The 11,925-nt window shown below is 73.4% G+C and carries 9 protein-coding genes; all 9 read left to right on the plus strand.

All coding sequences use genetic code 11. The features are described 5' to 3' along the window. The first annotated feature begins 220 nt into the window (after positions 1–220). The 9 genes from ACFVIU_RS12635 to ACFVIU_RS12675 all read left to right on the plus strand — a co-directional run bounded on the left by ACFVIU_RS12635 (position 221) and on the right by ACFVIU_RS12675 (position 11,863). The gene (locus ACFVIU_RS12635) at positions 221–1,300 is read left to right on the plus strand and encodes an ABC transporter substrate-binding protein (protein WP_385842342.1); all 1,080 of its coding nucleotides are present in this window, start codon (positions 221–223) and stop codon (positions 1,298–1,300) included. 2 nt (positions 1,301–1,302) lie between these two features. After that, a complete protein-coding gene (locus ACFVIU_RS12640) occupies positions 1,303–2,376 on the plus strand; it encodes a FecCD family ABC transporter permease (protein WP_385842343.1) in 1,074 nt (357 codons plus the stop codon). Next, complete coding sequence (locus tag ACFVIU_RS12645; RefSeq protein WP_385842344.1) at positions 2,373–3,200, plus strand: ABC transporter ATP-binding protein; 828 nt, start codon at positions 2,373–2,375, stop codon at positions 3,198–3,200. Before ACFVIU_RS12640 ends, ACFVIU_RS12645 begins: the two co-directional genes overlap by 4 nt. A 98-nt stretch (positions 3,201–3,298) precedes the next feature. Further along, positions 3,299–4,750, plus strand: a complete 1,452-nt coding sequence (locus tag ACFVIU_RS12650) for an MFS transporter (protein ID WP_385842345.1) — start codon at positions 3,299–3,301, stop codon at positions 4,748–4,750. A gap of 16 nt (positions 4,751–4,766) precedes the next feature. Further along, positions 4,767–6,593, plus strand: coding sequence for an asparagine synthase (glutamine-hydrolyzing) (gene asnB / locus ACFVIU_RS12655; RefSeq protein WP_385842346.1), 1,827 nt, complete (start codon positions 4,767–4,769; stop codon positions 6,591–6,593). 11 nt (positions 6,594–6,604) lie between these two features. Further along, positions 6,605–7,867 (plus strand): cytochrome P450, encoded by a 1,263-nt coding sequence (locus ACFVIU_RS12660; RefSeq protein ID WP_385842347.1) that lies wholly within the window; start codon positions 6,605–6,607, stop codon positions 7,865–7,867. A 144-nt stretch (positions 7,868–8,011) separates the two neighbouring features. Then, the gene (locus ACFVIU_RS12665) at positions 8,012–8,974 is read left to right on the plus strand and encodes an L-tyrosine/L-tryptophan isonitrile synthase family protein (protein WP_385842348.1); all 963 of its coding nucleotides are present in this window, start codon (positions 8,012–8,014) and stop codon (positions 8,972–8,974) included. Between the two features lie 264 nt (positions 8,975–9,238). Then, positions 9,239–10,732: an FUSC family protein gene (locus ACFVIU_RS12670; protein WP_385842349.1), complete on the plus strand. Its 1,494-nt coding sequence runs from the start codon at positions 9,239–9,241 to the stop codon at positions 10,730–10,732. Between the two features lie 90 nt (positions 10,733–10,822). Continuing rightward, entirely contained in the window at positions 10,823–11,863 is a 1,041-nt protein-coding gene (locus ACFVIU_RS12675; RefSeq protein WP_385842350.1) for a lactonase family protein, read from the plus strand. The last annotated feature ends 62 nt before the right edge of the window (positions 11,864–11,925 follow it).

Here is an 11,925-nt window from a genome sequence, read left to right on the forward strand (position 1 = left end):
GGGCGGCGCCCCCGCCCCGGGCGGGGGGGCGCGGCGGTGCCGGGGGGGGGCGGGGGCCGGGTGTCCCACCCCCCCCCCCCCCCCTCGCCACCGGAGCAGCCGGACCACGTCCACCCGAACCGGATCGCCAACTCCCGGGAACTCGCAGCGCCTTCGCCCCGACTACTGGAGCGGGTGGCGAAGGCTCGCCCGTGTACCGAGTGGATCCGGGAGTTGTTCGATGCGTTCTCGTGTGTGGGGCGGTACCGCCGCAGTCGTCCTCGGCGGCCTGCTGCTGGCGGGCTGCGGCGGCGGGGGGAAGGACGCGGCGGACGGGAATGCGGGGCAGGCCGGGAAGGCGGTTTCCGGCGGCTACCCGGTGTCCGTCACCGACTGCACGGGCGCCAGGACCACCTTCTCCGGCGCCCCGAAGAGGATCGTCACCAGCAACGCCTCCAGCCTGGAACTGCTGCTCCGCCTCGGCGCCGGCGACCGGGTGATCGGCACCGGCTTCCCGCCCGGCAAGGGCACGCTGCCCGGCGCCCTCGACGCACAGGCGCAGAAGGTGAAGGTGCTCGGCCGGACCGTGATCCCCAAGGAGAAGCTGCTGGGCTCCGGCGCCGACCTGTACATCGACACCTTCGCCGCCATGGGGAGCATGGGCGGCGGAGGGATGGGAGACGCGCCGACGGCGGAGGAGTTCAACGCCGCCGGAATCCAGCACATCTACCTGAAGTCCACCGCCTGCGCCGCCCGGAGCAAGACCCCGGTGACCGACCTGTCCGCCGTCGAGGCCGACATCACCTCCCTCGGCGCGGTCACCGGCACGAGTGCCCAGGCGCAGAAACTCGTCGCCGGGATGAAGGGGAAGGTGGCCGCCGTCCAGAAGGCGGTCGGTGGAAGGGCGGAGAGCGACCGGCCGACGTACTTCTTCTTCGACTACGACGCCGGTACGAAACAGCCCTCCGTCACCTGCAACCGCCAGATCGCCAACGCCGTGATCACCCTGGCCGGAGCCCGCAACGTCTTCGCCGACTGCGACGGCGACTTCCAGCAGGTCGGCTGGGAGGACGTCATCGCCAAGAACCCCGACTGGATCCAGCTCGGCGTCCGCAACCGCGGCAGCGAGGCGGCGAACAGGAAGGCGTTCGGCGAGGCCGAGCAGTGGCTCAGGTCGAACCCCGCCACCAAGGGCCTGAAGGCGGTCAAGGAGGGTCACTTCCTGCGCATCGGCTCCGAGCAGACCACCATCGCGGGAGTCGAGAACGCCGACACGGTCGAGGCCATCGCCAAAACCCTCTACCCGGGCAAGGTCGGCTGATCGTGGCCTTCACCCTGGTGCGCCGGAAAGCCGCGGCCACGGAGGAGCGCGGCAGCCTGCCCGCCGGACCGACGGCGGCGGTTCTGGCCGTGGCACTGCTGGCCGCGCTGACGGCCGCCGTGGCCTGGGGCTCGACGTCGATCCCGCCCGGCGAGGTGGGGAGCGTGATCTGGCGGCGGCTGTCCGGCGAGGCTGCGCGCCCCGGCACAAACGACCTCATCGTCTGGCAGCTGCGGTTGCCGCGTGCCCTGCTCGCCGCCCTCGTCGGCGCCGGCCTCGGTCTCGTCGGTACGGCCGTCCAGGCACTGGTGCGCAACCCGCTGGCCGACCCTTACCTGCTGGGCGTCTCCAACGGCGCCTCCCTCGGCGCGGTCGCCGCGATCGTCCTCGGCCTCGGCGCCGGCGGGGCACTGGGACTGGGCTTGTCCGGGGCGGCCTTCGCCGGTGCGCTGGCGACGTTCGCGCTGGTGTGGGCGGTGGCCCGCCGCGGGGGCGGGTTCGCGCCACTGCGGCTGGTGCTGGCCGGGGTCGCGATCGGCCAGTTCCTGTCCGGCTTCACCAGCTACCTGGTGCTGCAGGCCGGGGACGAGCAGCAGACCCACAGCGTCCTGTTCTGGCTCATGGGCAGCCTCGGCGGAGCGACATGGGAACTGCTCGCGGTGCCCGCCGTCGCCGTACCCGCCGCGCTGCTGTGGCTCCAGGCCCGCGCCCGGGGCCTGAACGCCCTGCTGATGGGCGACGAGACGGCCGCCGGACTCGGCATCGACGTCACCCGGCTGCGCCGCGAGTTGTTCACCGTCACCAGTGTGCTGACCGGTGTCCTGGTGGCGGTCTCCGGCGCGATCGCGTTCGTCGCGCTGATGGTGCCGCACGTCTGCCGCCTGGTTGTGGGGGGTGACCACCGACGTCTCCTGCCGGTCTCCGCGTTGTTCGGAGCCCTGCTCCTGGTCGCGGTCGACATCGTGTGCCGTACGGCGATGGACACGCAGGAGCTGCCGGTCGGCGTGGTCACCTCGCTGCTCGGGGCTCCGGCCCTGCTGTATCTGCTGGACCGGCGCCTGGGGAGCGGCAGTTGAGGATCGACATCGAGGACCTGCACCTCGCCTACGCCGGCCGGACGGTGGTCGCGGGCGCCCGTCTCGTCGCCGCCGAGGGCGAGATCACCGGGTTGGTCGGTCCGAACGGCAGCGGCAAGTCCACGCTGCTGCGCACCGTCTACCGGCACCTGAAGCCCACCGCCGGGCGGGTCCTGCTGGCCGGCACCGACCTGCGGGAGATGACCCCGCTCCGGTCGGCGCGGCATGTGGCGGCCCTGCCGCAGGAGCGGGGGAGCGACTTCGAGCTGACCGTGCGCGAGGTCGTGGCGATGGGCCGTACGCCCTACAAACGGGCCTTCGCCGGGGAGGACGCCGCCGACCGGGACATCGTCGCCCAGGCGCTCCTCGACGTCGGCATGGCGGAACAGGCCGGACGCCGCTTCACGGCCCTGTCCGGTGGTGAGCGCCAACGTGTCCTGCTGGCAAGGGCGTTCGCACAGAACCCCGACGTCCTGGTGCTGGACGAGCCGACCAACCACCTCGACATCCGCCACCAGGTCGAGCTGCTCACCCTCCTGCGTGCCCAGCGCCGTACGACCCTGGTGTCGCTGCACGACCTGAATGCCGCGGCCTCCGTCTGTGACCGCCTCCATGTCCTGCACGAGGGAGCGGTCGTCGCCTCCGGCCCGCCGCGGGACGTGCTCACCCCCGCGCTGATGGCGGAGGTGTTCGGGGTGCGGGCGGCCGTTGTCGACCATCCCCTGACCCGTGACCCGCTCATCGCCTTCGACCACCGGACGCCGGCGGACGGGGCAGCGACGGCTGTGCCGCCGGAGACGTCGGTTTCAGCCCGCCAGCCATGATTTCTGGACGCGCCCGGGAACTCGCGTGCGGTCCCTCCCGACTTGTGGGACGAGGCTGCCGTCCGGCAGCCCACCCACGACCGTGAGGGGTGGCAACGGTGACAGGCCACAGTCCCGGTTCGGAACAACCCGGCCGGATACCCGCCGGCGGCCACGACCGCTGGCTGCTGGTCGCGGTGGCCGGCCTGCTGGCGTTCATGGCGATGCTCGACATGAACATCGTCAACGTGGCCCTGGCGGACATCGCCGACGGTCTGCACGTCTCCGCCGCGACCGCCCAGTGGGCAGTCCTGGCCTATCAACTACCCGTGGTGGCCTTGCTGTTGCCGGCCGGTCGGTGGCTGGACGGGGTCGGGATGCGCTCCGCGCTGCTGGTCGCGACCGCGGGCTTCGGTCTGTGCAGCACGCTGGCGGCCGCCGCGCCCTGGGCGTCCTGGCTGATCGCCGCCCGCCTCGCGCAGGGCGCCTTCGGGGCCGTGCTCTTCGTCCTGATGCCGGTTCTCGCCCTGCGTTCGGTACGGCCAAAACGGCGTGGGCGGGCCATGAGCGTGCCCGCGACGCTGGGCCCGCTGGGGGCGGTGACCGGCCCGGCGGTGGGCGGACTGCTGCTGGACCACCTGGGCTGGCGCGCCGTCTTCCTGGTCAAGCTCCCTTTCTGCCTGCTCGCCCTGATCGTGGCGATGGGGGTCCCCCCGCTCGAGCGAAGCCGAGAGTGGGGGAGGGCGATGCCGAAGGACGGCGGCCTGCGCCTGCCCGACCGGCGGTCGGCGGTGGATGCCCTGCTGGTGGGGTCCGGCCTGGCCGCCGTGCTGCTGGCACTGACCCTGGCGCCGCGCAGCCCGGGGTGGCTGGTGCTCGCGCTCACCGCCGTACCGCCGTTGTGGTGGTGGCTGCGGGGACCGGGCGGCAGGCCGGTGCTCGGCGTACTGCGGGCGACGGGGCTGTTCCGGGCGCACACGGCGGTGCTGGCGCTCGCGGCCGGGTTCGCGGCGATGCACTACGTTGTCGCCCTGCACCTCCAACGCGACGACGGGGTCAGCGCCACCACGACCGGTCTGACCGTGCTCGCCTTCCCGCTCGGCATGGGGCTGGCCGGACCGGTCGGCGGACGCCTCGCCGACAGGTGCGGGGCTCGCCCAGCGGCGGTCACCGGCGCCGCCCTCACCGCCGCCGGCCTGCTCCTCCTCGTGCCGCTGGGCAGTGACTGGTCGCCGGCGGACGTGGCCTGGCGACTGGCGCTGGCCGGTCTCGGCATGGGCCTGAACGGCGGCCCCACCCAAGCCCTCGTCATGGGCGCCGCCCCGCCGGAGCGCACGGCGACCGTGGGCTCGTCCATCCAGCTGGCCCGCAGCCTCGGCTTCACCCTCGGCCCGGCCCTGGCCATCGCCGCCTGGGGCCTGGCCGGAGGTGACGACGGCGTGACCGCCGGACTGGCCCTGGCGGCAGCCGCCGCCTGTATCGCCGTACCCCTGCTCGCGCTGCGCGGACGCAGGCCGGCGCTCGCGCACGAGACGTCCACCGACGCGGCTCCCGCCGCCCACCACCCCTGACCGAGGAACCGTCCCCATGTGCGGAATCACCGGCTGGGCGTCCTTCCACAGCGACGCCCGCACCCAGGCCCCCGTCATCGAGGCCATGACCGCCACCCTCACCCCGCGCGGCCCCGACGCCGGGGGTGTCTGGACCGGCGAGCGGGCCGCGATCGGGCACCGCCGTCTCGCCGTCATCGACCTCCAGGGCGGCGTCCAGCCGATGACCGACCGCCCCGACCAGCCGACCGCCGTGCTCACCTACAGCGGCGAGGTCTACAACCACCACGCACTGCGCGCGGAACTGCGGGGCCGGGGCCATGTGTTCCGTACCCGCAGCGACACCGAGGTGGTGCTGCGGGCGTACGCCGAGTGGGGCGAGGCGGCGGCCGAGCATCTGGAGGGCATGTTCGCCTTCGCCGTCTGGGACGAGCGCGCCCAGCGACTGCTCCTGGTCCGCGACCGGCTCGGGGTGAAGCCCCTGTTCTGGGCCGCTGTCGACGGCGGCCTCGCCTTCGCCTCCGAACCCAAGGCCCTCTTCGCCCACCCCGAGATCCGGCCCCGGGTGGACGCGGACGGTCTGCGGGAGGCGTACAGCCTGCTGTTCAACACCGGCCCGACCGTGTGGTCCGGAGTCAGGGAGGTCGAGCCGGGCGGCGTGCTCGTCCTGGACCGGGGCGGCATCCGGGAACGCCGCTACTGGCAGCTGGAGGCCGCCGACCACACCGACGACCAGGACACGTCCGTCGAGCGGATCAACGCCCTGGTCGGTGCCGCGGCCCGCAGCCAGCTCGAAGCGGACGTCCCGCTGTGCAGCCTGCTGTCCGGCGGCATCGACTCCACCGTCCTGACCGCCCTGCTCGCCGACGAACTCCGGCTGCGCGAAGGCCCGGACGCCCGCATCCGGTCCTACGCCGTCGACTACAGCGACCAGGCGGAGCAGTTCACCGGCGACGTCCTGCGCACCGGCCACGACACCCCGTACGCCACCGAGGCCGGCGCCTTCATCGGCACCGACCACAGCACGGTCGTCCTCGACCCGCGCGCCCTGCTCGACCCGGAGCACCGCAAGGCCGTCGTCGTGGCCCGCGACTCACCCATCGGCGTCGGTGACATGGACACGTCGCTGTACCTGCTGTTCGGCAGGATCCGCGAGCACTCGACCGTCGCCCTCTCCGGCGAGGCGGCCGACGAGGTCTTCGGCGGATACCCCTGGTTCCACAACCCCAAGGCGCTGGCAGCGGAAACCTTTCCGTGGCTGCTGGTCACGGGCGACGAGGCGGCCATGCCCCTGAACCCGGAACTCGGCCTGCGCATCGCCGAGTTCCGCGACGACACCTACCGCGCCGCCCTGGCCGCCGTACCGCACACGGACGGCGAGAGCCCCACCGAACACCGCCAACGCGAGATGCAGCACCTGTCCCTGACCCGCTGGCTGCGCCAGCTCCTGCACCGCAAGGACCGGCTCAGCATGGCCCAGGGACTGGAAGTACGCGTCCCGTACTGCGACCACCGGCTCGTCGAGTACGCCTTCACCACCCCCTGGGCGCTGAAGAGCTTCGACGGACGGGAGAAGAGCCTCCTGCGCGCCATCGGCGCCGGCCTCGCTCCGGACTCGGTGCTGCACCGCCCCAAGAACCACTACCCGGCCACCCACCACCCCGACTACAACCGCGGACTACAGGACCTGGCCCGCGACGCGCTCGCCACCGAACAGGTCCGCGCCCTCGCCGACGAGGCCCGCGTCAAGCCCTGCCTCGACACCCCGCCCGACCGGCTGGAGTGGGGCCACCGCCTGCGCCTCGAACGCGTCGTCGACCTCGCCCTCTGGCTGGACCACCACCAGCCCGAACTCGCCCTCTGAGGAGCCCGAACATGACCCTCCAGGAACAGCGGCCGGCCGCGGATCCGGACACCCTGCCCGACCCCGTACCGCTGATGGGCTGCCCCTACAAGAGCAACCCCTACCCCCTGTACGAGCAGATGCGCGAGGCGGGCCCCGTCCACCGCGTCCTCTTCCCCAGCGGTGTCCACGCCTGGCTCGTCACCGGCTACGACGCCGCCCACGCCGCCCTGAACGACGACCGCCTCGGCAAGAACCACGACCGCGGCAACGACCGCTGGCGCGCCCGCGCCTCGATCATGCCCGAGCCGCAGCACTCCCAGCTCCAGGTGCACCTCCTCCACCAGGACCCGCCCCAGCACACCCGGATGCGCCGCTTCGTGACGGACGCCTTCACCCCGCGCCGCATCGAGCAGCTCCGCCCGCGCTTCGAGGAACTGGCCGACGCCCTCGTCGACGCACTGCCGGAGCACGGCCCCGCGGACCTCGTCACCGGCTTCGCCGCCCCCTTCCCCCTCCAGGTCCTCGCCGACGTCATCGGCCTCCCGCGGGACCTCGCGGCCCGCTTCGACCGCGACTGGGGCAAGGTCGTCCAGCCGGTCGGCCCCACCGACCCCGGCCGCCCCCGCTACGAAGCCCGCCTGCACGGCCTCCAGAGCTATATCGCCGACGTCGTCGCCCACAAGCGCGACCACGGGGACGACGACCTGCTCAGCCGCCTGGTCCTGGCCCGCGACCGCGGCGAACTGTCCCAGGAGGAACTGGACTCGATGATCTTCCAGCTCCTCGTCGCGGGCCAGGAGCCGGTCACCAACCAGATCACCACCGCCCTGATCGCCCTGTTCCGCCACCCGGACCAGCTCGCCCGCCTGCGCGACAACCCGGACCTGCTGCCCCGCGCCGTCGAGGAACTCCTCCGCTACGACAGCGCCTTCGAGCTCACCACCTGGCGCTTCTTCGCCAAGGACAGCGACCTGCACGGCACGCGGATCCCGGCCGGCGACTCGGTGATCGTCTCCCTCTGCGCGGCCAACCGCGACCCGCGCCGCTTCCCCGACCCGGACACCCTGGACTTCGACCGCTCGCCCAACCCGCACCTCGCCTTCGGCCACGGCATCCACTTCTGCCCCGGCGCCGCCCTGGCCCGCGCCGAACTCCGGATCGCCCTCGGCGCCCTCCTCGCCCGCCTGCCCGGCCTCCGCCCGGCCATCGCGGACGAGGACATCGAGTGGACCCCGGCCGTCCTCGGCCGCGGCACCCCCCACCTGCCCGTCGGCTACGACCGCCGCCTCTGACACCGACGCACCGCTGACCGGGCCCGGCCACACCAGTCGACCGGGCCCCGGCACGCCCGCTGCCTCCAGGCGCCTGGCTTCCCCTCCCGCCACGGCGCCATGTCGACATGCCCTTGTCCGCCCCCGTACCCCAGGAGGAACGACATGCCCCTGACGATCGCCCGGGACACCCACCCCGCGCGCACCGCCACCGAGATCCTGAAGCTGCTCCTGCCCCACCACCGCACGACCGCTCCCGCCCCCGCTCCGGCCGAAGCGTTCCCGCATCAGCTGCGCCGCATCGCCGCCTTCGTACGTGAAGCCGCCCCCATCGTCTTCGCCCTGCCCGGCTTCCCCTGCAAGTCCCCCAACCCCGCCAAAGTCCTCAGCCACCTCCCCGACCAGGGCGAACGCCTCTCCCTGACCTTCTTGAACACCCTGTGCACCGCGATCGAGCGGATCCACCCACCCGGCGCCCGCGTGATCATCTGCTCCGACGGCCACATCTTCGGCGACCTCATCGGCGTCCCCGACGACCACATCGACGCCTACGCCGACGACCTGCGCACACAGATAGGTCGGATGGGCCTGCACAGACTGTCCGTCTTCGACCTCCGCGATATCCTCGGCGACCTCCCGTACGACACGAAGCGCACGCACATCCACGAGCGCTACGCCCCCACCCCGGAGGCCCTCCGCGCCGAGATCCGCACCGACGACCAGGCCCTCGCCCTCTACCGGGGCATCACCCGCTTCCTCGTCGAGGACACCGCCGACCGGACGGGCACGCGCTCCGCCCGCCAACGCGCATGCCGGCGACGGGCCTACGGGGTCATCCAGCGCAGCCGCGCCTGGGGCACCCTGATCGCGGAACACCACCCCCACGCCGTACGCCTCTCCATCCACCCCCAGCCCATCGGCGCCCCGAAATTCGGCATCCGCCTCCTCGATGCCCCGGACGCCTGGACCACTCCCTGGCACTCCGCCGCCCTGCGCCGCACCGACGGCAGCTGGACCCTCATGCCACGGGCCCGAGCCGCCGAGATGGGGCGACTGGTACAGCGAGACGGCAGGGACAGCCACTTCGACCAGAGAGCCGGAATCGGGGAGTGCCCGGCTGAAGGCTGATCCATTGGCCTCCCAGTGGCCGACAGCGAGACGGTTCAGCTGCGCCATTGGCTCAGTCGACCGGGCGACAGTTGAGCCAATGGGTAGGGCGGTGGGTATCCTTGTCCCATCCATGTACTTGTTGCGCCGCGTAGCGCCGGACGGCGACGAAGCCGGTTCCGGACCGCGGTGCCTTCGTCGTGTCTGCTCGTCGTCCGCCACCCTGGACGACCGCCGGCAGGACGCGTACCACCAGGAGGGGGGCGGCGTACCGCCGTGAAAAGGATGTTCGTGGCTCCGGACCCGGGGCGCTCGAGGTTGCGGAACGCGACCCGCGCCGTCATCGGTGTCGCCGCCGCCGTCGCCGTTTCCGAACTGTGCGGGCTGTCGCTCCCGGCATCGATCACCGGAGGGCTCGCGGCACTGCTCGCCCTCTTCACCGTCACCGACGCGACCGTCCGTGACCAGCGGATCACCACCGCCCTGCTGCCCGTGGCCGGATTCCCCGTGCTGGCGCTCGCCACCAGCCTGCACGGCATCGCCCCGGCCCGTGACGCCGCGTTCCTGGCCGTCGTCTTCTGCGGGGTCTACGCCCGCCGCTGGGGACCACGGGGCCACGCGCTCGGGATCTTCGCGTTCATGAACTTCTTCATCACGCAGTTCCTGCACGCGGTTCCCGCTCAGCTGCCCGAGCTGTACACCACCGTGGGCCTTGCCCTGCTCGCGGCCGGCGCCACGCGTTTCGTGCTCTGGCCCATCGAGCGTCACATCCCTCCCGCTCCGGCCCCGCCGGCCCTGCCCGGCAGCGGACTGGCGCGGGTCACCACCCGGCAGGCCTTCCAGGCCACGGCTGCCTCGGCTCTCGCCCTGCTGGTCGGGCAGCTGCTCTCGGAACAGCGCTGGTACTGGGCCGTCGGTACCGTCTGGTGGATCTTCGTCAACACGGCTTCCCGCGGTGAAACCCTGGTCCGTGGTTTCCGCCGGGTCCTCGGAACGGTGATCGGTATCGTCGTCGGCCTGCTGGTCGCCCTCCCGCTGCATGGCGCGCCCGTGCCGACGGCCGCCCTGGTCGCCGTCTGTGTCTTCGGCATCTTCTACACGGCCGCCGTCTCGTATTCCTGGATGATGCTGTCGGTGACGGTCATGGCCAGCTCGCTGTACGGCCTGCTGGGCGTGCTGGACCCGAGCCTCCTCGGGCTCCGACTCGCGGAGACCGGTGTGGGCGCGCTGTGCGCCGCGCTGGCCGTGGTTCTCGTGCTGCCGGTCACCACGCACGTCACCACCGACGCCTGGATCCAGCGCGCGCTGCGCTGTGTGCACGCCTGCACCGCCGAGGCCGCCGCGCGCCTCGCGGGCTCCGCCGCGGCCGACCCGGCGCCGCGCGTGGCGGAGCTGGAGCAGATGCTCGGCCGGGTCCGGCTCTCGGTCGCCCCGCTGGTGCACCCGCTGAACCCGATGCCGGCCCGCAAGCGCCGTGCCCGCCGGGTCCTCGCGCTGCTGGACGACTGTGCCCGCGAGATCCGGGGCCTGGTCGCGGTCGCCGCCGACCCGGAGGCTTCCCACGACGCCCGTCTGGCCGCGGCCTGCTGGCGTGTCGAGGCTGCCGTCGAGGCCCTCACCACCGGCGGCTCGGAACCCCCGCACCACCCCGCCGACCCGCCCACCGAGCCCGCCCTGGCCCACCTCCACGGTCTGGAACGCGCTCTGGCCGACCTGGCCGAACCCCTCCGCACGCCGTCGGGCTCACGCCTGGTGGGTGCCATGCCGTCCCGAGCCTGAGAGACCGGCCCCGGGAGCAGCCTTGGTCTAGACCGCCCTGCCCTGCTGCTACCGTCGGCCCCGGACCAGCTCGAGCGAGAGGGGACAGCGGTGGCACAGGGCGGCAGGCCGGGCGGGGCGCGGCGGGCCTTCATCGGGTCGTTCACGGCGGCGGGCGGGCCGGGACTGGTGACCGCGGAGCGTGCGCCGCACAGCGGCGCCCTCACCCTCCGCGCCGCCGTCGACGACCTCCCCGACCCCTCCTACCTGGCCCTTTCCCCGGACGGCCGGACCCTCTACACGGTCAGTGAGACCGCCGAGGGCGCCGTGGCCGCCTACCGGGTCGACGGCGACCGGCCCGAACTCTGCGGGCCACCCGTCCCCGTACACGGCAGCGGTCCCACCCACCTGGGCCTGTACGCCGGCCATGTGCTGACCGCCAACTACGGCTCCGGCAGCGTCACCGCCGTGCCCGTACGCCCGGACGGCACGCTCGCGGCCGCGCCCTCCGGGATCCTCCAGCACACCGGCTCCGGCCCGCACGACCGGCTCCAGCGCGGCCCGCACGCCCATCAGGTGCAGGCCGACCCCAGCGGCCGGTGGGCCGTCAGCGTCGACCTCGGCACGGACTCGGTCCGGGTGTGCGCCCTCGAGCGCGGTACGCCCGTGCTGCACCGCGAGTTCGCGCTGCGCCCGGGCTCGGGCCCACGCCACCTCGCCTTCCACCCCGACGGCGAGCACGCCTACGTGGTCAACGAACTCACCCCGACCGTCACCGTGTGCCGCTGGGACCCGGCCGGCGGGGCCCTGAAGCCCCTGACCGAGGTCCCGGTCCTCCCGGGCGCCCCGGCGGGCGACGCCTACCCGTCGGGCGTCGCCGTCTCCCCGGACGGCCGCTTCGTGTGGACCGCGACCCGCGGCGAGGACGTCCTGTCGGTCCTCGCCGTCACCCCGGACGGCCTCCGGCTCGTCGGCACCGTGCCCTGCGGCGGCCACTGGCCGCGCGCGCTCGTCGAGCACGACGGCTTCCTGTACGCCGCCAACGAGCGCTCCGGCGACGTGACCTGGTTCGCCGTCGACGGGCCGACGGGCCTGCCGCGCTACGACGGCTCGGTACGGGTCGCCGCGGCCTCCTGCGTCGTCTTCGGCTGAGGCGCGCGCCGGCAGCCCGGCGGCACGAGCGAAGGGCCCGCTCCGGGTGCGGAGGGGGCCCC

The organism is Streptomyces sp. NPDC127190 (assembly GCF_042672505.1).
GTDB lineage: Bacteria > Actinomycetota > Actinomycetes > Streptomycetales > Streptomycetaceae > Streptomyces.

What these genes read in the sequence shown, in the direction of transcription:
- ACFVIU_RS12670 (WP_385842349.1), top strand. Translation starts at nt 9,239, where the DNA reads ATGTTCGTGGCTCCGGACCCGGGGCGCTCGAGGTTGCGGAACGCGACC.
- ACFVIU_RS12635 (WP_385842342.1), top strand. Translation starts at nt 221, where the DNA reads ATGCGTTCTCGTGTGTGGGGCGGTACCGCCGCAGTCGTCCTCGGCGGC.
- ACFVIU_RS12660 (WP_385842347.1), top strand. Translation starts at nt 6,605, where the DNA reads ATGACCCTCCAGGAACAGCGGCCGGCCGCGGATCCGGACACCCTGCCC.
- asnB (WP_385842346.1), top strand. Translation starts at nt 4,767, where the DNA reads ATGTGCGGAATCACCGGCTGGGCGTCCTTCCACAGCGACGCCCGCACC.
- ACFVIU_RS12665 (WP_385842348.1), top strand. Translation starts at nt 8,012, where the DNA reads ATGCCCCTGACGATCGCCCGGGACACCCACCCCGCGCGCACCGCCACC.